The following is a 22,130-nucleotide window of genomic DNA, read 5'->3' on the forward strand; positions in this document are numbered from 1 at the left end:
GTAAAGAGGTTATAGCAGTGGCTAAGGAAAAATTCGAACGTTCCAAACCGCATATCAACGTCGGCACCATCGGTCACGTTGACCACGGCAAGACCACGCTGACCGCGGCCCTGACCCGCGTTTCTGCAGAAGTCTTCGGTGGCGACGCTCGTGCGTTCGACTCCATCGACAACGCCCCGGAAGAGCGTGAGCGCGGTATCACCATCTCCACCGCTCACGTGGAATACCAGTCCGAAGAGCGTCACTACGCGCACGTCGACTGCCCGGGTCACGCTGACTACGTCAAGAACATGATCACCGGTGCTGCCCAGATGGACGGCGCTATCCTGGTCTGTTCCGCTGCCGACGGCCCCATGCCGCAGACTCGCGAGCACATCCTGCTCTCGCGTCAGGTCGGTGTGCCGTTCATCGTCGTGTTCCTGAACAAGGCCGACATGGTCGACGACGAAGAGCTGCTCGAGCTGGTCGAGATGGAAGTGCGTGAACTCCTGAGCGAGTACGACTTCCCGGGTGACGACACCCCGATCATCATCGGCTCTGCGCTGATGGCCCTGGAAGGCAAGGACGACAACGGCATGGGTACCACCGCCGTTGCCAACCTGATCAAGGCCCTGGACGCGTATATTCCGGAGCCGGAGCGCGCTATCGATCAGCCGTTCCTGATGCCGATCGAGGACGTGTTCTCCATCTCCGGCCGCGGTACCGTTGTGACCGGTCGTGTCGAGCGTGGCGTCGTCAAGGCGGGCGAAGAAGTCGAGATCGTCGGCCTCAAGGACACCGTCAAGACCACCGTTACCGGTGTCGAGATGTTCCGCAAGCTGCTCGACGAAGGTCGTGCTGGCGAGAACGTCGGCGCCCTGCTGCGTGGCACCAAGCGTGACGACGTCGAGCGTGGCCAGGTCCTGGCCAAGCCGGGTACCATCACTCCGCACACCGTTTTCGAAGCCGAAATCTACGTGCTGTCCAAGGACGAGGGTGGTCGTCACACTCCGTTCTTCAAGGGCTACCGTCCGCAGTTCTACTTCCGTACCACCGATGTGACCGGTACCTGTGAGCTGCCGGAAGGCGTCGAGATGGTGATGCCGGGTGACAACGTCAAGATGACCGTCACCCTGATCGCACCGATCGCCATGGAAGACGGCCTGCGCTTCGCCGTTCGCGAAGGCGGCCGTACCGTCGGCGCCGGTGTTGTCGCCAAGATCGTCAAGTAAGCCTTAGGCTCACCCGATGATCGAAGGGGGCTCCTGCGGGAGCCCCCTTTCTGCGCATGTTGTCTCCCAGGGTTTGACTCTGTGAGGCTGCATGCCTATAATGCGCATCCTTTGAATGCGTGGGTAGACGGCTCGCGCCGTCGACATCCATTGGAGTTTAGGGCAAATGCAGAACCAGAAGATTCGCATTCGGTTGAAGGCGTTCGATCATCGCCTGATTGACCAGTCCGCCGCGGAGATCGTTGAGACCGCCAAGCGTACCGGTGCTCAGGTGCGTGGTCCGATCCCGCTGCCGACCAATCGTGAGCGCTACACCATCCTGGTCTCTCCGCACGTCAACAAGGACGCGCGTGACCAGTATGAGATCCGTACTCACAAGCGTGTGCTCGACATCGTCGAACCCACCGAAAAGACCGTTGATGCACTGATGAAGCTCGACCTCGCCGCCGGCGTGGACGTGCAAATCAAACTCGACTGAGACCTCACTAGACACTCACGGTCGCCGCTCATCGAGCAGCCGCCGTCACGCCGGGATGGCGTCACACAATGTGCTAGTGGAATGCTCTGGAAAGGGCAGCCATAGCGGGTGATAGCCCCGTACACTATAGGAGACTGAACATGACTATCGGTTTGGTCGGTAAGAAGGCCGGGATGACCCGTGTCTTCACCGAAGATGGCGCATCCGTGCCCGTAACCGTTATCGAAGTTGAGCCTAACCGCATTACGCGCGTTAAGACCGTCGACGTCGACGGCTACAGCGCCGTGCAGGTTACCTCTGGCTCACGCAAGGCCAAGCACCTGACCAAGGCGCAAGCTGGACAGTTTGCCAAGGCAGGTACCGAGGCCGGTCGTTCGCTGATGGAGTTCCGCCTCGCCGAAGGCGATGAGGCTCCGGAAGTGGGTGGCGAGCTCACCGTATCCCTCTTTGAAGCTGGTCAGAAGATCGATGTGACCGGCACCTCCAAGGGCAAGGGCTTCCAGGGCGCCGTCAAGCGCTGGAACTTCCGCACCCAAGACAACAGCCATGGTAACTCTCTGGCGCACCGCGCTCCGGGTTCCATCGGTATGTGTCAGACCCCGGGTCGCGTCTTCAAGGGCAAGAAAATGGCCGGTCAGATGGGCAACGTCCGCTGCACCGTGCAGAGCCTGGAAGTCGTGCGCGTCGACGCTGAACGCAACCTGCTGCTGATCAAGGGCGCCGTACCGGGTGCACCGGGCAGCGACGTTGTTGTTCGCAGTGCCGTGAAAGCTCGCTAAGGGGGTTTGATCCAATGAATCTGAATCTTTCAGGTGCTAGTGCCGGCACGGTCGAAGTGTCCGACGCCACCTTTGGCAAAGAATTCAACGAAGCGCTGGTTCACCAGGTCGTCACGGCCTATCTGGCCGGCGGTCGCCAAGGCACCCGCGCCCAGAAGAACCGTTCCGACGTGCGTGGCGGCGGCAAGAAGCCGTGGCGCCAGAAGGGCACCGGTCGTGCCCGTGCCGGTACCATCCGCTCGCCGATCTGGCGTGCCGGCGGCGTGACCTTTGCGGCCCGTCCGCAGGACTACACTCAGAAGGTCAACCGCAAGATGTACCGGGCGGCGATTCGCTCGATCCTGTCTGAGCTGGTCCGTCAGGAGCGTCTGGTCGTCGTCGAAGACATCACCGTCGACGCGCCCAAGACCAAGCAGCTGACCGCCAAGCTCAAGGAGCTGGACCTGGAGAAGGCGCTGATCGTCACCGAAGAGGTCGACGAGAACCTTTACCTGGCCGCTCGCAACATCCCGCACGTGGATGTGGTGGACGTCGCTGCTGCCGATCCGGTGAGCCTGGTCGCCTTCGACAAGGTCCTGGTCACCGTCTCCGCCCTGCGCAAATTCGAGGAGAAGCTGGCATGAACCAGGAACGCGTATTCAAGGTTCTGCTTGGTCCGCACATGACCGAGAAGGCCGCCTCCGCCGCCGAGAACAACCAGTACGTGTTCAAGGTGGCCTCTGACGCGACCAAGCCGGAAATCAAGCAGGCCGTCCAGGCGCTGTTCGGCAAGAAGGTTGATCGCGTACAGGTCCTGAACATCAAGGGCAAGACCAAGCGCACCGCCAATGGCTTGGGCCAGCGCAAGGGTTACCGCAAGGCGTATGTGACCCTCGCCGCGGGTGAGACCCTTGAAGACTTCTCTGGCGCCGAATAAGGGCAGGAGTACGGATAATGGCAATCGTCAAGACCAAACCCACATCCGCCGGTCGTCGCCACCTGGTCAAGATCGTCTCCGACGATCTGCACAAGGGTCGGCCGTACGCGCCGCTGCTGGAAAAGCAGTCGCGCTCGGGTGGGCGTAACAACAACGGTCGTATCACCACACGTCACGTGGGTGGTGGGCACCGTCAGCACTACCGTCAGATCGACTTTAAGCGCATCAAGGATGGCGTTGCAGCCATCGTCGAGCGCCTGGAATACGATCCGAACCGTAGCGCTCATATCGCGCTGCTGAAGTACCTGGACGGCGAGCGCCGCTACATCATCGCCCCGAAGGGCGTGAAGGCGGGCGATCGCGTCGAATCCGGTGTCAATGCGCCGATCAAGAAGGGCAACACCCTTCCGCTGCGCAACATCCCGGTGGGTTCCACCGTGCATTGCATCGAACTGAAGCCGGGTAAAGGCGCTCAGATCGCACGCAGTGCCGGCACCAGCGCCCAGCTCGTGGCTCGCGAAGGCAACTACGCCACCGTGCGTCTGCGCTCCGGCGAGATGCGCAAGATCCTGGCCGAGTGTCGCGCGACCCTGGGTGAAGTGAGCAACTCTGAGCACAGCCTCCGTCAACTGGGCAAGGCCGGTGCCAAACGCTGGCGTGGCGTTCGCCCGACAGTTCGCGGTGTTGCGATGAACCCGGTGGACCACCCGCACGGCGGCGGTGAAGGCCGCACCAGCGGTGGTCGTAACCCGGTGACCCCGTGGGGCGTCCCCACCAAGGGTTACAAGACTCGCAAGAACAAGCGCACCGATAAGCTGATCGTTCGTCGCCGCAAGGCCAAGTAACAGACATTAAGAGGTAACGGCTGTGCCACGTTCACTGAAGAAAGGTCCTTTTATTGACCTTCATCTGCTGAAGAAGGTTGAGACTGCAGTGGAGAAGAACGACCGCAAACCGATCAAGACCTGGTCGCGTCGTTCCATGATCCTGCCGAACATGGTCGGGCTCACCATTGCGGTCCATAACGGGCGTCAACATGTCCCGGTGCACGTCTCCGAGGAAATGGTTGGCCACAAGCTGGGCGAATTCGCTGCTACCCGCACCTATCGCGGTCATGCGGCGGACAAGAAAGCCAAACGGTAAGCCAAAGAGGATTGAGAGATGGAAGTCACAGCTAAGCTGCGTGGCGCTCGTTTATCCGCCCAGAAGGCCCGTTTGGTGGCTGACCAGGTGCGCGGTAAACCGGTCGCCGAGGCACTCGACCTGCTGACCTTCTCACCGAAGAAGGCTGCCAAGCTGGTTAAGAAAGTGCTGCAGTCCGCCATCGCGAATGCGGAAGAAAACAACGGCATGGACATCGACGAGCTGCGTGTCTCGACCATCTGCGTCGATGAGGGCATGACGCTCAAGCGCATCCAGCCGCGCGCCAAAGGCCGTGCGGATCGTATCTTGAAGCGCACCTGCCACATCACCGTTATGGTAGCCGAGAAGTAGGAGTCGACCAGATGGGTCAGAAAGTAAATCCGACAGGCATTCGGCTGGGTATCGTCAAAGACCACACCTCGGTCTGGTATGCCGAGCGCGGTGCCTATGCCGATAAGCTGAACAACGATCTCGAAGTGCGTCGCTTCCTCGAGGAGCGTCTGAAGAATGCGTCCGTGAGCCGCATCCACATCGAGCGTCCGGCCAACAATGCTCGTATCACCATTCACACCGCCCGTCCGGGCATCGTGATTGGCAAGAAGGGTGAGGACGTCGACCGTCTGCGTCGCGACGTCACCCAGATGATGGGCGTGCCGGTTCACGTCAACATCGAAGAAGTGCGCAAGCCGGAACTCGATGCCAAGCTCGTCGCCCAGAACGTCTGCGGCCAGCTCGAGCGTCGCGTCATGTTCCGTCGTGCCATGAAGCGTGCCGTACAGAACGCCATGCGCCTCGGCGCCGGCGGCATCAAGATCCAGCTGTCTGGTCGTCTTGGTGGTGCGGAAATCGCGCGTACCGAATGGTACCGCGAAGGCCGCGTGCCGCTTCATACGCTGCGTGCCGACATCGATTACGCCACCTACGAAGCCCACACCACCTACGGCGTCATCGGCGTCAAGGTCTGGGTCTTCAAGGGTGAAATCCTCGGGGGCATCGAAGAGGTTCGCGCCAAGGCCAAGCAGCCGCAAAGCGCACCCTCCAAGAAGAAAGGTTCCAGGTAAGGGGAGAGCGGATCGATGTTACAACCTAAGCGTTTGAAGTTCCGCAAGGTGCAGAAGGGTCGCAACCGCGGCCTGGCACAGCGCGGAAGCAAGATCAGTTTCGGCGAATATGGCCTCAAGGCCACCGGTCGTGGCCGCGTTACCGCGCGCCAGATCGAAGCTGGGCGTCGTGCCATCACTCGTCACGTCAAGCGTGGCGGCAAGATCTGGATCCGGGTCTTCCCGGACAAGCCGATCTCCAAGAAGCCCCTGGAAGTCCGTATGGGTAAGGGGAAGGGCTCCGTCGAGTACTGGGTCGCGCAGATCCAGCCCGGCCGCGTCCTCTACGAGATTGAAGGCGTTTCTGAAGAGCTGGCTCGTGAGGCCTTCGGCCTGGCCGCTCAGAAGTTTCCGGTCTCCACCACCTTTGTGAAACGGACGGTGATGTGATGAAAGCCCAGGAAATTCGTGAAAAGTCAGTAGAAGACCTGCAGGCGCAGCTCTTCGAACTCCTCCGCGAGCAGTTCAACCTGCGCATGCAGAAGGCCACTGGCCAGCTGAGCCAGACCCATCTGCTCAAGCAGGTTCGTCGGGATGTTGCCCGCGTGAAGACTGTGCTCAACGAGAAGGCAGGTGACTGAGATGTCCGAAGAAAAGAAAGTCCGGACGCTCACCGGCAAGGTGGTGAGTGACAAGATGGACAAATCTATCGTCGTGATGATCGAGCGCCGCGAGCGCCACCCGATCTACGGCAAATACGTGAAGCGCTCCACCAAGCTGCACGCCCATGATGAGCAGAACCAGGCGAAGGCCGGTGACACGGTTTCCATCGAGGAATCCCGTCCCCTGTCAAAGAAGAAAGCCTGGACGCTGGTCGAAGTGGTCGAGCAGGCGAAGGGCTGATCGCCCCGCGCTCGAAACCAGTGCAGTCAGATTAGGTTTGGAGAAAACCGATGATTCAGACGCAGTCAATGCTGGATGTCGCCGACAACAGCGGGGCGCGCCGGGTGCAGTGCATCAAGGTGCTGGGCGGTTCACACCGTCGCTATGCTCGCGTAGGCGATGTCATCAAAGTAACAGTCAAAGAAGCCATTCCGCGTGGCAAGGTCAAGAAAGGCCAGGTCATGAAGGCGGTCGTGGTTCGCACTCGTAGTGGCGTCCGTCGTAACGACGGTTCGCTGATCCGCTTCGATGGAAATGCGGCGGTTCTGTTGAACAACACCAACGAGCAGCCGATCGGCACCCGTATCTTCGGGCCGGTCACTCGTGAACTTCGCACCGAAAAGTTCATGAAGATCATTTCCTTGGCGCCTGAAGTGCTGTAAGGAGCGAGGCGGATATGCAAAAAATCAAACGTGACGATGAAGTGATCGTCATTGCCGGCAAGGATAAGGGTAAGCGTGGCACCATCAAGCGCGTCCTTCAGGGCGAGCGCTATGTGGTGACCGGTGTGAACATGATCAAGCGTCACACCAAGCCCAATCCCATGGCAGGCAACCAAGGCGGTATCGTCGAGCGCGAGGCTCCGATTCACGCGTCCAACGTGGCCATCTTCAATCAGGAGACCGGCAAAGCGGATCGCGTCGGCTTCCAGGTTAAAGAAGACGGTACCAAGGTACGTATCTACAAGTCGACGCAGACGCAGATCGACGCCTAACGTGAGTCGGGTAGCAAAATGGCGAACTTGAAAGAACGTTATCAAAACGAGGTGGTGGCTCAACTCAAAGAGCAGTTTAGCTACGCCAACGTGATGCAGGTGCCCAGGATCACTAAAGTGACCCTGAACATGGGTATCGGCGAAGCGACCAGCGACAAGAAGCTGATCGACAATGCCGTCGGCGACCTGGAGAAGCTCTCCGGTCAGAAGCCGATGGTGACCAAGGCACGCAAGTCCATCGCGGGCTTCAAGGTGCGTGAAGGTTGGCCGATCGGGATCAAGGTCACACTGCGCTCCGAGCGCATGTGGGACTTCCTGGATCGCCTGGTGAACATCGCGATCCCCCGCGTTCGTGACTTCCGTGGTCTCAACCCGAAGTCCTTCGACGGCCGTGGCAACTATTCGATGGGGGTGCGTGAGCAGATCATCTTCCCGGAGATCGAGTATGATAAGATCGACCGGATCCGTGGTCTGGATGTCACTATCACCACGACTGCCAACACCGATGAAGAAGGCCGTGCGCTGCTGCGTGCGCTGAACTTCCCGTTCAAGAAATAAGGGTGGGATCATGGCAAAGAAAAGCATGGTAGGACGCGAGCACAAGCGTGCGAAGCTGGTCGACAAGTATGCTGCCAAGCGCGCAGAGCTCAAGGCCCTCATCAGTGACGTGAACGCTTCCGACGAAGAGCGCTTCGACGCGCAGCTCAAGCTGCAGCAGTTGCCGCGCGACTCCAGCCCGGTGCGTCAGCGTAACCGCTGTCGCATCACTGGTCGTCCGCACGGCTACTACAACAAGTTTGGCTTGGGCCGTAACAAGCTGCGTGAAGCCGCCATGCGTGGCGACGTCCCTGGACTCAAGAAGTCCAGCTGGTAACGCCACGTAGAATCATCAGGAGCGCAACGTAATGAGCATGCAAGATACGCTGGCGGATATGTTCACTCGTATCCGTAATGCGCAGATGGCCACCAAGGAGACGGTCACCATGCCGTCTTCCAAGCTGAAGGTCGAGGTGGCCCGCGTACTGAAAGAAGAAGGCTTTATCAACGACTACAGCGTCGCTGAAGGCACCAAGCCTGAGCTGGCCGTGACCCTCAAGTACTTCGAGGGCAAGGCCGTCATCGAGCACATTCAGCGGGTGTCAAAGCCCTCGCTGCGCTCGTACAAGGGCAAGGCCGAGCTGCCGAAGGTTGCCGACGGCCTGGGCATCGCGATCGTTTCCACCTCGAATGGCGTGATGACCGATCGTGCGGCCCGTCATGCTGGTGTTGGTGGTGAAGTCCTCTGCACCGTATTCTAGGAGTTTGGAATGTCCCGCGTAGCCAAATATCCGGTTAAATTGCCGAGCGGCGTCGAGGTAAAAATCGACGGCAACCAACTGACCGTCAAAGGCGGTCAGGGTGAACTCGCAATGACCGTTCACGACCAGGTCGTGATCGGTCAGGAAGAAGGTCAGCTGACCTTCGCTCCGAGCGAGTCCGCCAAGAGCTGGGCGATGGCTGGTACTACCCGTGCACTGGTCCAGAACATGGTTACCGGTGTCACCGAGGGCTTCACCAAGTCCCTCGAGATCAATGGCGTCGGCTATCGTGCCCAGGCAAGTGGCAAGACGCTCAACCTGACACTGGGCTTCTCACACCCGGTCGAATACCAGCTGCCTGAGGGTGTCGTGGCGGAAACGCCGAAGAACACCACTATCGTGCTGAAAAGCGCCGATAAGCAGCGTCTCGGCCAGGTCGCCGCGGAGATCCGCGCCTTCCGTCCGCCCGAGCCCTACAAGGGCAAGGGTATCCGGTACGGTGACGAGCAGATCCGTCGTAAAGAAGCCAAGAAGAAGTAAGGCAGGGTTATGAACGCGAAGAAAGAATCTCGTCTCCGTCGTGCCCGCCGTGCTCGCGCCAAGATCCGCGAGCTGGGCGTGTATCGCCTGAGCGTCAACCGTACCCCGCGCCACATCTACGCGCAGATCATCTCGCCGGATGGTGGCAAGGTCCTGGCCAGCGCTTCCACGCTGGACAAGGCGCTTCGTGAGGGTGCGACCGGTAACGCAGACGCCGCCGCCAAGGTGGGTGCGCTGATTGCCGAACGCGCTAAGGAAGCAGGCATCACTCAGGTTGCCTTCGATCGTGCCGGTTTCCGGTACCACGGTCGAGTCAAGGCCCTGGCCGACGCCGCTCGTGAAGGCGGCCTGGAATTCTAAAGGGTTTTACGATGGCGAAGAACGAACAGAATAGCGGCGATCTGCAAGAGAAGCTGGTGCAGATCAACCGTGTCGCCAAGGTGGTCAAGGGTGGCCGTATCTTCGGTTTCACCGCTCTGACCGTCGTCGGCGATGGCAGTGGTCGTGTCGGTTTTGGCCGCGGCAAGGCGCGTGAAGTGCCGGTCGCGATCCAGAAGGCCATGGACCAGGCGCGTCGCAACATGATCAAGGTGAGCCTCAGTGGTCACACCCTGCAGTACCCGGTCAAGGCCCGTCACGGCGCCTCCAAGGTGTACATGCAGCCGGCCTCTGAAGGTACCGGGATCATCGCTGGCGGCGCTATGCGCTCCGTGCTCGAACTGGCTGGCGTCCATGACGTCCTGGCCAAGTGCTACGGTTCCACCAATCCGGTGAACGTGGTGCGTGCGACCATCAATGGTCTCGCCTCCATGCAGTCTCCGGAAGACATCGCCGCCAAGCGTGGCCTGTCTGTCGAAGCGATCACGGGGTAAGACACCATGGCAGCAACGATCAAGGTTACCCAGATCCGCAGCACCATCGGCGTGTTGGGCAAGCACAAGGCCACCGTGACCGGTCTTGGCCTGCGCCGCATCGGTCATACGGTCGAGCTGGAAGACACCCCTGCCGTGCGCGGCATGATCCACAAGGTAAATTACCTTGTGCGTGTAGAGGGAGAGTAATCCATGAAACTCAATAGCCTGAGCCCGGCACCGGGTTCCAAGCATGCTGAGAAGCGTGTCGGTCGTGGCATCGGCTCCGGTCTGGGCAAGACCGGTGGCCGCGGCCACAAGGGCCTGAAGTCACGCAGCGGCGGCTCCGTGAAGCCTGGTTTCGAAGGCGGTCAGATGCCGCTGCAGCGTCGTCTGCCGAAGTTCGGCTTCACTTCAGCCAAGTCTCTGGTCAGCGAAGAAGTTCGCCTGGCCGAGCTTGCCAAGGTCGACGGCGACGTCGTGACCCTGGAAACGCTGAAGCAGGCCAACGTGCTCAAGGACGCCACGCGGTACGCGAAGGTGCTCCTCTCTGGCGAACTGAACAAAGCGGTTACCGTCCGCGGTCTCAAGGTCACCAAGGGTGCCCGGGCCGCGATCGAAGCCGCTGGCGGCAAGGTAGAGGACTAAATGGCTAAGTCAGGAAACATGCCGGCGATGGGCAGCGGTCTGAGTGAACTCTGGGCGCGACTGCGCTTCGTGCTCCTCGCCATTGTGGTGTACCGCATCGGTGCTCACATTCCCGTGCCCGGTATCAATCCTGACCAGCTTGCTGCCTTGTTCAGGGAGCAGCAGGGCACCATCCTTGGCATGTTCAACATGTTCTCGGGTGGTGCGCTGGAGCGCATGAGTATCTTCGCCCTGGGCATCATGCCCTATATCTCGGCGTCGATTATCATGCAGCTCCTGTCGGCGGTCTCGCCTCAACTGGAACAGTTGAAGAAGGAAGGCGAGGCCGGCCGCCGCAAGATCAGCCAATATACCCGCTACGGTACGGTGATCCTGGCATTCGTCCAGGCCGTCGGCATGTCCGTCGGTCTGGCGGGGCAAGGGATTGCCTACACCGCAGACTTCAGCTTCTATTTCACCGCCGTGGTCACCTTCGTGGCCGGTGCGGTGTTCATGATGTGGCTGGGTGAGCAGATCACCGAGAAGGGCATCGGCAACGGCATCTCGCTGCTGATCTTCTCGGGGATCGTGGCGGGTCTGCCGGGCGCGGTGGGTCAGTCGTTCGAACTGGCACGCAACGACGGTGCCTGGAACGTGCTGCCCTTGCTGGCATTGTCGATCCTCGGCATCGCCACGGTGGCCTTCGTGGTGTTCATCGAACGCGGCCAACGTCGCATCACGGTGAACTACCCCCGTCGCCAGGTGGGCAACAAGATGTATGCGGGCCAGAGCAGCTACCTGCCGCTCAAGGTCAACATGGCAGGGGTCATCCCGGCGATCTTTGCGTCCAGCATTCTGCTGTTCCCGGCATCGCTCGGACAGTGGGTCGGCTCCGGTGAGGGGCTGGACTGGTTGCAACAGGCGTCCTTGGCTCTCGGGCCGGGTCAACCGTTGTACATCTTGCTTTTCGCGCTCGCGGTGGTATTCTTCTGCTTCTTTTACACAGCGCTGGTCTTCAATCCCAAGGATGTCGCTGACAACCTCAAGAAGTCAGGGGCCTTCCTGCCGGGCATTCGTCCTGGTGAGCAGACCGCTCGCTATGTCGACAAGGTCATGACGCGTCTGACCCTGTTTGGTGCCCTGTACATCACCGCCGTATCCTTGATGCCCCAATTCCTGATCGTGGCCTGGAACGTTCCCTTCTTCTTTGGCGGGACGTCGTTGCTGATCGTGGTGGTTGTCATCATGGATTTCATGTCGCAGGTGCAGTCGCATCTGATGTCGAGCCAGTATGACTCGGTGATGAAGAAGTCCAACCTGAAAGGCTACGGTAGCGGCGGCATGCGCTGAGCGTGCCGCACGCGATTTGGAGAGAACGATGAAAGTTCGAGCTTCCGTGAAGAAAATGTGCCGTAACTGCAAGATCATCCGTCGCAATGGCGCCGTTCGCGTCATCTGCACGGAGCCGCGGCACAAGCAGCGCCAGGGTTAAGCCTGGCGGCTGTACTCAACCGGGTGCCGGCATGCCCCTTGCCCTCTCGAGGGTAAAGGGGTATGCTGTTGCGCCTTTTGTAGATGATTAAACGAGCAAGCCGCTCAAATTTCGGAGTAAGCTGATGGCCCGTATTGCAGGCGTCAATATCCCGGACAACAAGCATGCGGCGATCTCGCTGACCTATATCTTCGGGATCGGCCGTACTCGCGCAGTGGATATCTGTGCAGCTGCCGGTATCGCGCCGACCGCCAAGGTGCAGGAACTGTCTTCTGATGAAGTCGACAGCCTGCGTGCCGAGGTTGGCAAGTACACCGTAGAAGGCGACCTTCGCCGTGATACGACGCTGAACATCAAGCGTCTCATGGATCTGGGTTGCTATCGTGGTCTGCGTCATCGTCGTGGTCTTCCGCTGCGTGGTCAGCGTACCAAGACCAATGCGCGTACCCGCAAGGGCCCGCGTAAGCCGATTCGCAAATAACACGCATGTTCTGGCGTTAAGACAGGAAGAAACATCAACATGGCTAACCCGCGTAGTAATCGCAAAAAGGTTAAAAAGCAGGTGGTGGATGCCGTTGCGCATATCCACGCCTCTTTTAACAACACTATCGTGACGATCACAGACCGCCAGGGCAACGCTCTGTCATGGGCGACAGCCGGTGGTTCGGGTTTTCGTGGTTCTCGCAAGAGCACCCCGTTCGCTGCTCAAGTGGCAAGTGAACGTGCAGCAACTGCTGCAGCCGAGTATGGTGTGAAAAACGTCGACGTGCTGGTCAAAGGTCCTGGACCTGGTCGTGAGTCCGCCGTGCGTGCTCTCAATGCCGCCGGTTTCCGCGTGCAAAGCATCACCGACGCGACGCCCGTTCCCCACAACGGCTGCCGTCCGCCGAAGAAACGCCGCGTTTAAGGAGACAGACTCATGGCTCGTTATATTGGACCGAAGTGCAAACTGTCTCGTCGTGAAGGCACCGACCTCTTTCTGAAGAGCGGTGTGACTCCCTTCGAGAAGAAGTGTAAATCCGAGCAGATTCCGGGTGTACACGGCCAGCGCCGTCAGCGTCTTTCCGACTACGGCTTGCAGCTTCGCGAGAAGCAGAAAGTACGTCGCATGTATGGCGTACTCGAGAAGCAGTTCCGCAACTACTACAAGGAAGCAGCCCGTGTTAAGGGTGCGACCGGCGAAGTGTTGCTGCAGCTCCTCGAAACCCGACTGGACAACGTCGTCTACCGCATGGGCTTCGGCTCGACTCGCTCCGAAGCGCGTCAGCTGGTCAGTCACAAGGCCCTCACCGTCAATGGCCGTACCGTCAACGTGGCGTCCTACAAGGTCAAGCCGGGTGACGTGGTCAGCGTTCGCGAGAAGGCCAAGAACCAGGCGCGCATCCAGAATGCGCTTTCCATCGCCGCTAACCGTGGTGATGTGGCCTGGGTCGACGTCGACTCCAAGAAGATGGAAGGCACTTTCAAGGCTCTGCCTGAACGCGGCGACCTGTCTGCCGACATCAACGAAAACCTGATCGTCGAGCTGTACTCGAAGTAATCCGCTTAGCGGCGCCGGGCCACCGAGGTGGCCCGGTCGAGTACCGAGTATCCGTTTGGCAGCCTGAAAGGTGTTCATATGCAGCGTTCAGTGACAGAGTTTCTCCGTCCTCGCGATATCAAGGTCGAAGAGATCAACGCGCACCACGCGAAGATCGTGCTCGAGCCGTTCGAGCGCGGTTTCGGTCACACCCTGGGGAATGCTCTGCGTCGCATCCTGCTGTCTTCCATGCCCGGCTGCGCCGTGGTGGAAGTCGAAATCGCGGGAGTCGACCACGAGTACAGTGCGATCGAAGGGGTTCAGGAAGACGTCATCGAGATGCTCCTGAACCTCAAAGACGTGGCGATCAAGATGCATAGCCGCGACGAAGCGATGCTCACGCTGAACAAGCAGGGCCCCAGCGTCGTCACGGCCGGTGACATTGCCGCCGACCATGATGTCGAGATCGTCAATCCCGAGCACGTGATCGCCCACGTCAACGAAGGCGCCGAGCTGAAGATGCAGCTCAAGGTGGCCCGTGGTCGTGGTTACGAGCCGGCGGATACCCGCGATGGCGCGGAGGACGAATCCCGGGCCATCGGTCGCTTGCAGCTGGATGCGACCTTCAGCCCCGTGCGTCGTGTTTCCTATTCCGTGGATGCCGCGCGTGTCGAGCAACGTACCGACCTCGACAAGCTGATCATCGACCTGGAAACCGACGGCACCCTGGATCCGGAAGAGGCGATCCGTCGTAGCGCGACCATCCTGCAGGAGCAGCTGGCCGCGTTCGTCGACCTGGAAGCCGACAAGGAACAGGAAGTGGTAGAGGAAGAGGATCAGATCGATCCCATCCTGCTGCGCCCCGTAGACGATCTCGAGTTGACCGTTCGCAGTGCCAACTGCCTCAAGGCCGAGAATATCTATTACATCGGCGATCTGATTCAGCGCACCGAGGTGGAGCTGTTGAAGACCCCGAATCTCGGCAAGAAGTCCTTGAACGAAATCAAGGATGTGTTGGCCACGCGCGGTCTGTCCCTTGGCATGCGGCTGGAAAACTGGCCGCCGGCAAGCCTGAAGGACGACAAGGCCTCCGCGTGAGCGTCGCCTCGAGTCCCAGTTTGGTAAGGAATTACAACCATGCGTCATCGTAAGAGTGGTCGTCACCTCAATCGTACCAGCTCGCACCGCCAGGCCATGTTCAAGAACATGTGCGTGTCGCTGGTCGAGCACGAAGTGATCAAGACAACCCTGCCCAAGGCCAAGGAGCTGCGTCGTCATATCGAGCCGCTGATCACCTTGTCCAAGCAGGACAGTGTCGCCAACCGTCGTCTGGCCTTCAGCCGCACCCGCTCCAAAGAAGCGGTCGGCAAGCTCTTCAATGAGCTGGGTCCGCGTTACGTCGAGCGTCCGGGCGGTTACGTCCGTATCCTCAAGTGCGGCTTCCGCACCGGCGACAACGCCCCCATGGCCTACGTCGAGCTGGTCGATCGTCCGGTCGTCGAGGAAGCTGCCGAGGAGTGATCCTCGCGCTGCCTCGCATCGGGCCTGCGACACAGAAAACCGACTCCTCCGGGAGTCGGTTTTTTTATGTTCGTTCGTTGGCTTTCGCCTCTTTCTCCGTTTAGCTCCTTTCGCCGAGTGATCCCACCCCGGCGGCGCGGCTGATGGCAACAAAAGGCCCCGCCGGCAGTCGCCGGCAGGGCCAGATGCGTAGTCTTACGGTGTGAGGCCTTAGCTCTCGACCGTCGCGGGGGGCGCGACCCGTTCAAGCAGCGGCTTGAGGAAGTGCCCGGTGTGCGAGCACGGGTTGGCCGCCACCTGCTCGGGCGTGCCCTCGGCGATGATCTGCCCGCCGCCGGAGCCGCCCTCCGGCCCCAGGTCGATCAGCCAGTCGGCGGTCTTGATCACGTCCAGGTTGTGCTCGATGACCACGATGGTATTGCCATGATCACGCAGCCGGTGCAGGACCGTCAGCAGCTGGCGAATATCCTCGAAGTGCAGGCCGGTGGTGGGCTCGTCGAGGATGTAGAGCGTCTTGCCGGTGTCGCGTTTGGCCAGTTCCCGGGCCAGCTTGATGCGCTGCGCCTCGCCGCCGGACAGGGTGGTGGCGCTCTGCCCCAGCCGGATATAGGACAGGCCCACGTCCAACAGCGTCTGCAGGCGGCGGGCGATGGCCGGCACCGGGCTGAAGAACTCCAGGGAGTCCTCGACCGTCATGTCCAGCACCTCATGGATGCTCTTGCCCTTGTACTGGATCTCCAGGGTCTCGCGGTTGTAGCGCTTGCCCTTGCAGACGTCGCAGGGCACGTAGATGTCGGGCAGGAAGTGCATCTCGACCTTGATCATGCCCTCGCCCTGGCAGGCCTCGCAGCGACCGCCCTTGACGTTGAAGCTGAAGCGGCCCGGCTTGTAGCCTCGGGAGCGGGCCTCCTGGGTGCCGGCGAACAGTTCGCGGATGGGGGTGAAGATGCCGGTGTAGGTGGCCGGGTTGGAGCGCGGCGTGCGCCCGATCGGGCTCTGGTCGATATCGATGACCTTGTCGAGCTGATCGAGCCCCTCGATGCCGGTGTGGGCCGCCGGGGTCAGGGTGGTGGCCTTGTTGAGCTCCCGGGCGGCGATGGGCATCAGGGTGCCATTGATCAGCGTCGACTTGCCCGACCCGGAGACCCCGGTTATGCAGGTCAGCACGCCGAGCGGCAGCGTCAGGGTGACGTCGCGCAGGTTGTTGCCACTGGCGCCGGTGAGCCTCAGTTGTTTCTCGGGATTGCCCGGAATGCGCCAGGGCGGCACCTCGATGCGTCGCGTGCCCGACAGATACTGGCCGGTCAGCGAGCCCGGGGTGTCCTTGATCTGCTGCGGCGTGCCCTGGGCGACGATCTCGCCGCCGTGGACCCCGGCGCCGGGGCCGATATCCAGCACATGGTCGGCGGCGAGGATCGCATCCTCGTCGTGCTCGACCACGATCACGGTGTTGCCCAGGTCGCGCAACCGCTCGAGGGTCTTGAGCAGGCGGTCGTTGTCCCGCTGGTGCAGGCCGATCGAGGGCTCGTCGAGGATGTACATCACCCCCACCAGGCCGGCACCGATCTGGCTCGCCAGGCGGATGCGCTGGGCCTCGCCGCCGGACAGGGTCTCGGCGCTGCGCTCCAGGTTGAGGTAGTCCAGGCCGACATTGACCAGGAACTCGAGGCGGGCGTGGATCTCGTGGATGATCTTGACCGCGATCTCGCCGCGGCGGCCGGGCAGGCTGAGTGCCTCGAAGTAGCGCATCGCCTCGCCGATCGGCAGGCTCACCAGCTGAGGCAGGGGCCGGTCGTCGATGTAGACGTGGCGGGATTCCTTGCGCAGCCGAGAGCCCTGACAGCTCGGGCAGGGCTGCTCCGCGATGTAGCGCGACAGCTCCTCGCGGACCATGCTCGACTCGGTTTCCCGGTAGCGGCGCTGCATATTGGGCAGCACCCCTTCGAAGGGATGCTCCCGGTTGACCTGGCGGCCGCGGTCGTTGACGTAGCTGAAGGAGATGTCGTCGTGACCGCTGCCATGCAGGATCACGTCGCGCTCGTGGCGGGCCAGCTCCTGCCAGGGGGTCTCGAGGGCGAAGCGGTAGTGGTCCGCCACCGCCTGGAGCTGGCTGAAGTAGTAGACGCTGCGGCGATCCCAGCCCTTGATCACGCCCTCGGCCAGCGACAGCTCCGGGTGGCTGATCAGCTTGTCCGGGTCGAAGAACTGCTGGACGCCGAGGCCGTCGCAGCTCGAGCAGGCGCCGGCGGGGTTGTTGAAGGAGAACATCCGCGGCTCGAGCTCGGCGATCGAGTAGCCGCACACCGGGCAGGCGAAGCGCGCCGAGAAATTGATGTCCTCCCGCTCGCCGTCCATGAAGTGGATGACGGCCACGCCGTCGGCCAGCCCCAGGGCGGTCTCGAAGGACTCGGCCAGGCGCTGGGTCAGGCCCTCGCGGACCTTGACCCGGTCCACCACCACGCTGATGTCGTGCTTCTTGTTCTTCTCCAGCGGCGCCAGGTCGTCGAGCTCGAGCACCTGGCCGTCGATCATTGCCCGCACGAAGCCCTGGGCGCGCAGCTCGCTGAGCAGCTGCAGGTGCTCGCCCTTGCGGCCCTTGACCACCGGAGCCAGCAGCATCAGCTTGCTGCCTTCGGGCAGGGCGAGGACCTGATCGACCATCTGTGAGATGGTCTGGGCCTCCAGATCCTCGCCGTGCTCGGGACAGCGTGGCGTGCCGGCACGGGCGAACAGCAGGCGCAGGTAGTCATAGATCTCGGTGATGGTGCCGACGGTCGAGCGGGGGTTGTGCGAGGTGGACTTCTGTTCGATGGAGATCGCCGGCGACAGGCCCTCGATATGGTCGACGTCGGGCTTTTCCATCATCGACAGGAACTGGCGCGCGTAGGTGGACAGCGACTCCACGTAGCGGCGCTGGCCCTCGGCGTAGAGGGTGTCGAAGGCAAGGGAAGACTTGCCCGACCCGGACAGGCCGGTGACGACGATCAGCTTGTCACGGGGCAGTTCGACGTCGATTTGCTTGAGGTTGTGGGTGCGGGCACCCCTGACCAGGATCTTGTCCATTGCCACCTCGTGCAGACAAAAGCTCGAGTATACGGGCTCGGTGAGGGCGGCGCCAAAGCCTGAGGGCTTTCCGCCACCGCGGCTTTCCCTGGGTGCGGCCAAGCCGGTAGAATACGGGATCTGCCCAGGGCGCCCCTCGCGCCCCTTTCATGTGTTTGGAATCGCTATTCTCCATGGTTTCTCGTTTGCTGACCGCCCCCGAGCGGCGCGCCATCAGTGGCCTGGCGGGGCTCTATGCCTCGCGCATGCTGGGCCTGTTCATGGTGCTGCCGGTACTGGCGCTGCATGCCGGCGACCTGGCCGGTGCCACGCCGCTGCTGGTGGGCGTGGCGCTGGGCATCTACGGCCTCTCCCAGGCGGTGCTGCAGATCCCCTTCGGCCTGCTGTCGGATCGCGTGGGTCGCAAGCCGGTGATTGCCTTCGGCCTGCTGCTGTTCTTCCTCGGCAGTGCCGTGGCCGCCGAGGCCAACGGCATCGGGGAGATCATCGTCGGGCGTGGCCTTCAGGGCTGCGGCGCCGTGGCCGCCGCCATCATGGCGCTGCTCGCCGATCAGACCCGCGAGCAGGTCCGCACCGCGGCGATGGCCACCATCGGCCTGTCGATCGGCGTGGCCTTCGCCGTGGCCATGGTGCTGGGGCCGCTGCTGGCCGCCCACTACGGGTTGAGCGGCGTCTTCTGGTTCACCGCCGCCCTGGCGCTGCTGGGGCTCGTCGTGCTGTGGAAGCTGGTGCCGCCTGCGCCGCGGCGGCTGCGCCACCGGGATGTGGGCCTCGATCGAGCTCAGCTCAAGGCCATGCTCGGCCGTGGCGACCTGGTGCGCCTGGATCTCTCGATCTTCTCCCTGCATCTGCTGCTGATGATGATCTTCGTCGCGGTGCCGGTGCGTCTGGCCACGCTGGGCGTGCCGGCCGAGCGGCATGGCTGGGTCTATCTCGGCATCATGGGGCTCGCCTTCGTGGCCATGGTGCCGCTGGTGATCATCGCCGAGAAGCGCCGGCGCATGAAGGGCATGATGCTGCTTGCCGTGGCCGGGCTGACCCTGAGCCTCTTGGGCATGGGGGTGATGGAGACCGGCTGGTGGGGTCTCGCCGCGCTGCTGATGCTCTTCTTCACCGGCTTCAATCTGCTCGAAGCGACCCTGCCGTCGATGATCAGCAAGCTGGCGCCGGCGGGCGCCAAGGGCACCGCCATGGGCGTCTATTCCACCAGTCAGTTCCTCGGGGCCTTCCTCGGCGGCCTGCTGGGTGGCGCCCTGAGCCAGCAGTGGGGACAGGAGGCGGTCTTCCTGGGTGCTACGCTGGTAGGGGCGCTGTGGCTCTGTGTGTTGCACGGCCTGCCCGCGCCGCGCCATCTCTCGAGCGAAGTGGTGGCGCTCGGCGAATCGGCCCATGGCGATGCCCTGGAGACCCTGATGCAACGCTTCGCCGACGTGGCGGGCGTCGAAGACGTGCTGGTGGTGCCCGAGGAGCGCCTTGCCTACCTCAAGGTGGACCGCCAGCAGCTGGACAGCGAGGCCCTGGCACGCGTGGCCGGGGCCTCGGACCGCTAGGCGGTCACCATTCATCGGGGCGGCCAGGCGGTCGCCCGCAATCAAGGAGCAAAACATGGCCCGTGGTGTAAACAAGGTCATCCTGATCGGCAATCTTGGCCAGGACCCGGAAGTGCGCTTCCTGCCCTCCGGCAACCCGGTCGCCAACCTGCGCATCGCCACCACCGACAGCTGGACCGATCGCCAGAGCGGTCAGCGTCAGGAGCGTACCGAGTGGCACACGGTGGTGCTGTTCAACAAGCTCGCCGAGATCGCCCAGCAGTACGTCAAGAAGGGCTCGCGGATCTACGTCGAGGGTCGCCTGCAGACCCGCAAGTGGCAGGGTCAGGATGGCCAGGACCGCTACTCCACCGAGATCGTCTGCAACGACATGCAGATGCTCGACTCCCGCAGCGGCGGCCAGGGCGGCTATCCGCAGAACGACCCCCAGGGGGCGCCGCAGGGCGGCAACTTTGGTGGTGGCATGAACCAGGGTGGTGGCATGAACCAGGGCGGCATGCCGCAGGGCAACTACGGCAACGCGCCCCAGCAACCGCCGCAGCAGCCGCCCCAGGGCAACAACTTCGGTCAGCAGGGCGGTCAGCCCCAGCGCCCGCCGCAGCAGCCGCCCCAGCAGCAACCTCAGCAGGGCAACAACTTCGGTGCCCCCAACCCGGGTAGCTTCGACGATTTCGATGATGAGATCCCGTTCTAGGGAATGCCTCTTGCTGAACCGGTGCCTGTGAAGGAGTCGTCGTGAAGCTGTTGATACTGGATGCCGGGCACTGCCTGAGCCTGGCCCTGGCCCGTGAGGCCAATCGCCGGACCGATACCGAGCTGGTGATCGAGGCCGGGCTGGAGCTCGACACCGATCGGCTCGCCGGCCTGGCGCCGGATGCGGTGCTGATTCCGCCGCTGGTCACGCCGATGGAGATCGAGCCGGCGGCGATCACGGCCCATGCCGAGGCGGTCGAGCGCTGCGTGGCGTGCTGCCGTGAACTCGAGGTGCCCCTGGTGTGGTGCGTGTCGGACCAGCTGTATGAAGACGGCTTCGATGGCCCCATCGATGAGCACATGTTGCCCGATCCCCGCGACGACGGCCTGCGCCGGCTGCTGGCCGTCGGTCTCGGGATCCGCGAGCGGCTCCCACGCCACCTGATCGTGCGCCTGGGGCCACTGTTTGCCCTGGAGGGCGGCGGCGCCTGGCTGGGCGACATGCTCGATAGCCTGGTGTGCGGCGACCGGATCAGCGCGGCTCAGGACGTGATCTTCTGCCCGACCTCGGCGGATGCGGCGGCGATGGCGCTGATCGGCATGCTGCAGCAGATCCACTGCGGCGCCGACCGCTGGGGGGTCTACCACCTGGCCGGCACCGAGCCGGTCAGTGCCTTCGCCTTCGCCTCGATGGTGCGGACTCAGCTGGCCACGCGCCTGGAGGGGCTCGGCCTGTCCACGACCCTCGGCGAGCTCAAGGCGATGGATCATCACCACGGGCATCCGTTGCGCCGCGTGCTGAATTGCCGAAGGGTACTGCAGGCCTTCGGCGTGCATCAGAAGCCCTGGCGTCTGGAGGTCGGGCGCATGCTCGATGCCTGGTGTCAGGCCTATCACCCGCCCGGTAGTGGGAGAACCGCATGAATACCCTGCGCAGCCTGCTCTTCTATGCCGGCTACTTTCTGGCCATGCTACTCAGCGGCGTTCTGCTGCTGCCGGTGGCGCCGCTGTTGCCGCTGCGGTCGCGCTATCGGTTGCTGAATCTCTACAACCATGCGGTGATCGCCTGGTTCCGCATCACCTGCGGGGTCCGCTACGAGTTCCGCGGACGCGAGAATGTGCCCGCTGGGCCCTGCGTGATTCTCGCCAACCATCAGTGCGAGTGGGAGACCATCTATCTGCAGCTGATCAAGCCGCCGGTATGCACGGTGCTCAAGCAGGAACTGCTGAACTTCCCGATCTTCGGCTGGGGCTTGCGGCTGCTCAAGCCCATCGCCCTGGATCGTTCCAAGCCGGCGCGAGCCATGAAGCAGGTGCTCATCCAGGGCAAGGCTCGCCTCGAGGAGGGGCTGTCGGTGCTGATCTTCCCCGAGGGCACCCGGGTGGCACCGGGTCAGCGTCGCCGCTATAACAAGAGCGGGGCGGTGATCGCCTGTCGCGCCGGCGTGCCGGTGCTGCCGGTGGCGCACAATGCCGGCGAGCGGTGGCCGGGGCGGCACTGGGTCAAGAACCCGGGGCGCCTGACGCTGGAGATCGGCCCACCGATCGAGACCGAGGGGCGCACGGCGGAGGCGGTGCTGGCCGACGTCGAGGCCTGGATCGAGGGGCGCCTGGCCGAGATCTCCGGGGTGCCGCGGCCGGTAAGCGAGCCCGTCCGTGAGCCGGTGAACGGCTGACGCCCCGTGCTCCCCTCCGCGGGTGGCTCGCGGGTCTCATCGGGCGGGCCGCGCCATCAGCCCGCCAGCAACAGGA

Annotated in this window: 34 protein-coding genes; 33 read left to right on the forward strand and 1 reads right to left on the reverse strand. The window is 62.4% G+C overall.

What is annotated here, in order from left to right; translation table 11 throughout:
- Positions 1-17 precede the first annotated feature (17 nt).
- The 29 genes from tuf to rplQ all read left to right on the forward strand — a co-directional run bounded on the left by tuf (position 18) and on the right by rplQ (position 15,072).
- The gene (tuf, locus tag IEJ03_RS01100) at positions 18-1,211 is read left to right on the forward strand and encodes an elongation factor Tu (RefSeq protein WP_192035920.1); all 1,194 of its coding nucleotides are present in this window, start codon (positions 18-20) and stop codon (positions 1,209-1,211) included.
- A 166-nt stretch (positions 1,212-1,377) separates the two neighbouring features.
- Positions 1,378-1,689 (forward strand): 30S ribosomal protein S10, encoded by a 312-nt coding sequence (gene rpsJ, locus IEJ03_RS01105; protein WP_114575148.1) that lies wholly within the window; start codon positions 1,378-1,380, stop codon positions 1,687-1,689.
- A gap of 140 nt (positions 1,690-1,829) precedes the next feature.
- Positions 1,830-2,468: a 50S ribosomal protein L3 gene (gene rplC / locus IEJ03_RS01110; RefSeq protein WP_092527242.1), complete on the forward strand. Its 639-nt coding sequence runs from the start codon at positions 1,830-1,832 to the stop codon at positions 2,466-2,468.
- 14 nt (positions 2,469-2,482) lie between these two features.
- Positions 2,483-3,091, forward strand: coding sequence for a 50S ribosomal protein L4 (gene rplD / locus IEJ03_RS01115; protein ID WP_192035921.1), 609 nt, complete (start codon positions 2,483-2,485; stop codon positions 3,089-3,091).
- Positions 3,088-3,384 (forward strand): 50S ribosomal protein L23, encoded by a 297-nt coding sequence (gene rplW / locus IEJ03_RS01120; protein WP_092527236.1) that lies wholly within the window; start codon positions 3,088-3,090, stop codon positions 3,382-3,384. The genes rplD and rplW overlap by 4 nt, the downstream gene beginning before the upstream one ends.
- Before the next feature lie 17 nt (positions 3,385-3,401).
- Entirely contained in the window at positions 3,402-4,229 is an 828-nt protein-coding gene (rplB, locus tag IEJ03_RS01125) for a 50S ribosomal protein L2 (protein WP_192035922.1), read from the forward strand.
- Positions 4,230-4,251: 22 nt separating this feature from the next.
- Positions 4,252-4,527, forward strand: a complete 276-nt coding sequence (rpsS, locus tag IEJ03_RS01130; protein ID WP_072824351.1) for a 30S ribosomal protein S19 — start codon at positions 4,252-4,254, stop codon at positions 4,525-4,527.
- A gap of 18 nt (positions 4,528-4,545) precedes the next feature.
- The gene (gene rplV / locus IEJ03_RS01135; RefSeq protein WP_092527226.1) at positions 4,546-4,878 is read left to right on the forward strand and encodes a 50S ribosomal protein L22; all 333 of its coding nucleotides are present in this window, start codon (positions 4,546-4,548) and stop codon (positions 4,876-4,878) included.
- A gap of 11 nt (positions 4,879-4,889) precedes the next feature.
- Positions 4,890-5,588, forward strand: a complete 699-nt coding sequence (gene rpsC, locus IEJ03_RS01140; RefSeq protein WP_192035923.1) for a 30S ribosomal protein S3 — start codon at positions 4,890-4,892, stop codon at positions 5,586-5,588.
- A gap of 15 nt (positions 5,589-5,603) precedes the next feature.
- Entirely contained in the window at positions 5,604-6,017 is a 414-nt protein-coding gene (gene rplP, locus IEJ03_RS01145) for a 50S ribosomal protein L16 (protein ID WP_192035924.1), read from the forward strand.
- Entirely contained in the window at positions 6,017-6,208 is a 192-nt protein-coding gene (gene rpmC / locus IEJ03_RS01150) for a 50S ribosomal protein L29 (protein WP_136255928.1), read from the forward strand. The genes rplP and rpmC overlap by 1 nt, the downstream gene beginning before the upstream one ends.
- Before the next feature lies 1 nt (position 6,209).
- On the forward strand, positions 6,210-6,470 hold the full coding sequence (gene rpsQ / locus IEJ03_RS01155) for a 30S ribosomal protein S17 (RefSeq protein ID WP_192035925.1): 261 nt from the start codon (positions 6,210-6,212) through the stop codon (positions 6,468-6,470).
- 50 nt (positions 6,471-6,520) lie between these two features.
- A complete protein-coding gene (gene rplN / locus IEJ03_RS01160; protein ID WP_192035926.1) occupies positions 6,521-6,892 on the forward strand; it encodes a 50S ribosomal protein L14 in 372 nt (123 codons plus the stop codon).
- Positions 6,893-6,906: 14 nt separating this feature from the next.
- Positions 6,907-7,224 carry a 50S ribosomal protein L24 gene (gene rplX / locus IEJ03_RS01165; protein WP_192035927.1) on the forward strand — a complete coding sequence of 106 codons (318 nt, stop codon included), beginning with the start codon at positions 6,907-6,909 and terminating at the stop codon, positions 7,222-7,224.
- An 18-nt stretch (positions 7,225-7,242) separates the two neighbouring features.
- Positions 7,243-7,782: a 50S ribosomal protein L5 gene (gene rplE, locus IEJ03_RS01170; RefSeq protein WP_192035928.1), complete on the forward strand. Its 540-nt coding sequence runs from the start codon at positions 7,243-7,245 to the stop codon at positions 7,780-7,782.
- Between the two features lie 10 nt (positions 7,783-7,792).
- Positions 7,793-8,098 (forward strand): 30S ribosomal protein S14, encoded by a 306-nt coding sequence (rpsN, locus tag IEJ03_RS01175; RefSeq protein WP_192035929.1) that lies wholly within the window; start codon positions 7,793-7,795, stop codon positions 8,096-8,098.
- A gap of 31 nt (positions 8,099-8,129) precedes the next feature.
- On the forward strand, positions 8,130-8,522 hold the full coding sequence (gene rpsH, locus IEJ03_RS01180) for a 30S ribosomal protein S8 (protein WP_092527198.1): 393 nt from the start codon (positions 8,130-8,132) through the stop codon (positions 8,520-8,522).
- A 9-nt stretch (positions 8,523-8,531) separates the two neighbouring features.
- Positions 8,532-9,062, forward strand: coding sequence for a 50S ribosomal protein L6 (gene rplF / locus IEJ03_RS01185; protein ID WP_192035930.1), 531 nt, complete (start codon positions 8,532-8,534; stop codon positions 9,060-9,062).
- A gap of 9 nt (positions 9,063-9,071) precedes the next feature.
- Complete coding sequence (rplR, locus tag IEJ03_RS01190) at positions 9,072-9,422, forward strand: 50S ribosomal protein L18 (RefSeq protein ID WP_092527192.1); 351 nt, start codon at positions 9,072-9,074, stop codon at positions 9,420-9,422.
- A gap of 11 nt (positions 9,423-9,433) precedes the next feature.
- On the forward strand, positions 9,434-9,934 hold the full coding sequence (gene rpsE / locus IEJ03_RS01195; protein ID WP_192035931.1) for a 30S ribosomal protein S5: 501 nt from the start codon (positions 9,434-9,436) through the stop codon (positions 9,932-9,934).
- Between the two features lie 6 nt (positions 9,935-9,940).
- Positions 9,941-10,123, forward strand: coding sequence for a 50S ribosomal protein L30 (rpmD, locus tag IEJ03_RS01200; RefSeq protein WP_192035932.1), 183 nt, complete (start codon positions 9,941-9,943; stop codon positions 10,121-10,123).
- A gap of 3 nt (positions 10,124-10,126) precedes the next feature.
- On the forward strand, positions 10,127-10,561 hold the full coding sequence (gene rplO, locus IEJ03_RS01205; protein WP_192035933.1) for a 50S ribosomal protein L15: 435 nt from the start codon (positions 10,127-10,129) through the stop codon (positions 10,559-10,561).
- Positions 10,562-11,890 carry a preprotein translocase subunit SecY gene (gene secY / locus IEJ03_RS01210; RefSeq protein WP_192035934.1) on the forward strand — a complete coding sequence of 443 codons (1,329 nt, stop codon included), beginning with the start codon at positions 10,562-10,564 and terminating at the stop codon, positions 11,888-11,890. It begins immediately after the preceding gene.
- 28 nt (positions 11,891-11,918) lie between these two features.
- Positions 11,919-12,032, forward strand: a complete 114-nt coding sequence (rpmJ, locus tag IEJ03_RS01215) for a 50S ribosomal protein L36 (protein ID WP_031384759.1) — start codon at positions 11,919-11,921, stop codon at positions 12,030-12,032.
- A gap of 124 nt (positions 12,033-12,156) precedes the next feature.
- Positions 12,157-12,513, forward strand: coding sequence for a 30S ribosomal protein S13 (gene rpsM / locus IEJ03_RS01220; RefSeq protein ID WP_192035935.1), 357 nt, complete (start codon positions 12,157-12,159; stop codon positions 12,511-12,513).
- A gap of 39 nt (positions 12,514-12,552) precedes the next feature.
- Entirely contained in the window at positions 12,553-12,939 is a 387-nt protein-coding gene (gene rpsK / locus IEJ03_RS01225; RefSeq protein WP_011505752.1) for a 30S ribosomal protein S11, read from the forward strand.
- A 12-nt stretch (positions 12,940-12,951) separates the two neighbouring features.
- The gene (gene rpsD / locus IEJ03_RS01230) at positions 12,952-13,572 is read left to right on the forward strand and encodes a 30S ribosomal protein S4 (RefSeq protein WP_192035936.1); all 621 of its coding nucleotides are present in this window, start codon (positions 12,952-12,954) and stop codon (positions 13,570-13,572) included.
- A gap of 78 nt (positions 13,573-13,650) precedes the next feature.
- Positions 13,651-14,649, forward strand: coding sequence for a DNA-directed RNA polymerase subunit alpha (gene rpoA, locus IEJ03_RS01235; RefSeq protein ID WP_192035937.1), 999 nt, complete (start codon positions 13,651-13,653; stop codon positions 14,647-14,649).
- Between the two features lie 39 nt (positions 14,650-14,688).
- On the forward strand, positions 14,689-15,072 hold the full coding sequence (gene rplQ / locus IEJ03_RS01240; protein ID WP_192035938.1) for a 50S ribosomal protein L17: 384 nt from the start codon (positions 14,689-14,691) through the stop codon (positions 15,070-15,072).
- Between the two features lie 210 nt (positions 15,073-15,282).
- On the opposite strand, the gene uvrA is transcribed toward rplQ, so the two are convergent.
- Positions 15,283-18,135 carry an excinuclease ABC subunit UvrA gene (gene uvrA, locus IEJ03_RS01245; protein WP_192035939.1) on the reverse strand — a complete coding sequence of 951 codons (2,853 nt, stop codon included), beginning with the start codon at positions 18,133-18,135 and terminating at the stop codon, positions 15,283-15,285.
- Positions 18,136-18,308: 173 nt separating this feature from the next.
- Here uvrA and IEJ03_RS01250 point away from each other — a divergent pair, with 173 nt between their 5' ends.
- From IEJ03_RS01250 to IEJ03_RS01265, 4 genes are read left to right on the forward strand one after another with little or no spacing between them, the layout of a single operon-like run.
- On the forward strand, positions 18,309-19,685 hold the full coding sequence (locus IEJ03_RS01250; RefSeq protein ID WP_192035940.1) for an MFS transporter: 1,377 nt from the start codon (positions 18,309-18,311) through the stop codon (positions 19,683-19,685).
- Positions 19,686-19,740: 55 nt separating this feature from the next.
- Positions 19,741-20,379 carry a single-stranded DNA-binding protein gene (gene ssb / locus IEJ03_RS01255; protein WP_192035941.1) on the forward strand — a complete coding sequence of 213 codons (639 nt, stop codon included), beginning with the start codon at positions 19,741-19,743 and terminating at the stop codon, positions 20,377-20,379.
- A 41-nt stretch (positions 20,380-20,420) separates the two neighbouring features.
- On the forward strand, positions 20,421-21,302 hold the full coding sequence (locus tag IEJ03_RS01260) for a sugar nucleotide-binding protein (protein ID WP_192035942.1): 882 nt from the start codon (positions 20,421-20,423) through the stop codon (positions 21,300-21,302).
- The gene (locus IEJ03_RS01265; RefSeq protein ID WP_192035943.1) at positions 21,299-22,054 is read left to right on the forward strand and encodes a lysophospholipid acyltransferase family protein; all 756 of its coding nucleotides are present in this window, start codon (positions 21,299-21,301) and stop codon (positions 22,052-22,054) included. The genes IEJ03_RS01260 and IEJ03_RS01265 overlap by 4 nt, the downstream gene beginning before the upstream one ends.
- Positions 22,055-22,130 lie beyond the last annotated feature (76 nt).

Source organism: Halomonas sp. YLGW01, assembly GCF_014840935.1.
Taxonomy (GTDB): Bacteria; Pseudomonadota; Gammaproteobacteria; order Pseudomonadales; family Halomonadaceae; genus Onishia.

Bases quoted from the DNA above. Each gene is read 5' to 3' on its own strand.
- rpsJ (WP_114575148.1), top strand. From the start codon at position 1,378: ATGCAGAACCAGAAGATTCGCATTCGGTTGAAGGCGTTCGATCATCGC.
- rplC (WP_092527242.1), top strand. From the start codon at position 1,830: ATGACTATCGGTTTGGTCGGTAAGAAGGCCGGGATGACCCGTGTCTTC.
- rplD (WP_192035921.1), top strand. From the start codon at position 2,483: ATGAATCTGAATCTTTCAGGTGCTAGTGCCGGCACGGTCGAAGTGTCC.
- rplW (WP_092527236.1), top strand. From the start codon at position 3,088: ATGAACCAGGAACGCGTATTCAAGGTTCTGCTTGGTCCGCACATGACC.
- rplB (WP_192035922.1), top strand. From the start codon at position 3,402: ATGGCAATCGTCAAGACCAAACCCACATCCGCCGGTCGTCGCCACCTG.
- rplV (WP_092527226.1), top strand. From the start codon at position 4,546: ATGGAAGTCACAGCTAAGCTGCGTGGCGCTCGTTTATCCGCCCAGAAG.
- rpsC (WP_192035923.1), top strand. From the start codon at position 4,890: ATGGGTCAGAAAGTAAATCCGACAGGCATTCGGCTGGGTATCGTCAAA.
- rplP (WP_192035924.1), top strand. From the start codon at position 5,604: ATGTTACAACCTAAGCGTTTGAAGTTCCGCAAGGTGCAGAAGGGTCGC.
- rpmC (WP_136255928.1), top strand. From the start codon at position 6,017: ATGAAAGCCCAGGAAATTCGTGAAAAGTCAGTAGAAGACCTGCAGGCG.
- rpsQ (WP_192035925.1), top strand. From the start codon at position 6,210: ATGTCCGAAGAAAAGAAAGTCCGGACGCTCACCGGCAAGGTGGTGAGT.
- rplN (WP_192035926.1), top strand. From the start codon at position 6,521: ATGATTCAGACGCAGTCAATGCTGGATGTCGCCGACAACAGCGGGGCG.
- rplX (WP_192035927.1), top strand. From the start codon at position 6,907: ATGCAAAAAATCAAACGTGACGATGAAGTGATCGTCATTGCCGGCAAG.
- rplE (WP_192035928.1), top strand. From the start codon at position 7,243: ATGGCGAACTTGAAAGAACGTTATCAAAACGAGGTGGTGGCTCAACTC.
- rpsN (WP_192035929.1), top strand. From the start codon at position 7,793: ATGGCAAAGAAAAGCATGGTAGGACGCGAGCACAAGCGTGCGAAGCTG.
- rpsH (WP_092527198.1), top strand. From the start codon at position 8,130: ATGAGCATGCAAGATACGCTGGCGGATATGTTCACTCGTATCCGTAAT.
- rplF (WP_192035930.1), top strand. From the start codon at position 8,532: ATGTCCCGCGTAGCCAAATATCCGGTTAAATTGCCGAGCGGCGTCGAG.
- rplR (WP_092527192.1), top strand. From the start codon at position 9,072: ATGAACGCGAAGAAAGAATCTCGTCTCCGTCGTGCCCGCCGTGCTCGC.
- rpsE (WP_192035931.1), top strand. From the start codon at position 9,434: ATGGCGAAGAACGAACAGAATAGCGGCGATCTGCAAGAGAAGCTGGTG.
- rpmD (WP_192035932.1), top strand. From the start codon at position 9,941: ATGGCAGCAACGATCAAGGTTACCCAGATCCGCAGCACCATCGGCGTG.
- rplO (WP_192035933.1), top strand. From the start codon at position 10,127: ATGAAACTCAATAGCCTGAGCCCGGCACCGGGTTCCAAGCATGCTGAG.
- secY (WP_192035934.1), top strand. From the start codon at position 10,562: ATGGCTAAGTCAGGAAACATGCCGGCGATGGGCAGCGGTCTGAGTGAA.
- rpmJ (WP_031384759.1), top strand. From the start codon at position 11,919: ATGAAAGTTCGAGCTTCCGTGAAGAAAATGTGCCGTAACTGCAAGATC.
- rpsM (WP_192035935.1), top strand. From the start codon at position 12,157: ATGGCCCGTATTGCAGGCGTCAATATCCCGGACAACAAGCATGCGGCG.
- rpsK (WP_011505752.1), top strand. From the start codon at position 12,553: ATGGCTAACCCGCGTAGTAATCGCAAAAAGGTTAAAAAGCAGGTGGTG.
- rpsD (WP_192035936.1), top strand. From the start codon at position 12,952: ATGGCTCGTTATATTGGACCGAAGTGCAAACTGTCTCGTCGTGAAGGC.
- rpoA (WP_192035937.1), top strand. From the start codon at position 13,651: ATGCAGCGTTCAGTGACAGAGTTTCTCCGTCCTCGCGATATCAAGGTC.
- rplQ (WP_192035938.1), top strand. From the start codon at position 14,689: ATGCGTCATCGTAAGAGTGGTCGTCACCTCAATCGTACCAGCTCGCAC.
- uvrA (WP_192035939.1), bottom strand. From the start codon at position 18,135: ATGGACAAGATCCTGGTCAGGGGTGCCCGCACCCACAACCTCAAGCAA.
- IEJ03_RS01250 (WP_192035940.1), top strand. From the start codon at position 18,309: ATGGTTTCTCGTTTGCTGACCGCCCCCGAGCGGCGCGCCATCAGTGGC.
- ssb (WP_192035941.1), top strand. From the start codon at position 19,741: ATGGCCCGTGGTGTAAACAAGGTCATCCTGATCGGCAATCTTGGCCAG.
- IEJ03_RS01265 (WP_192035943.1), top strand. From the start codon at position 21,299: ATGAATACCCTGCGCAGCCTGCTCTTCTATGCCGGCTACTTTCTGGCC.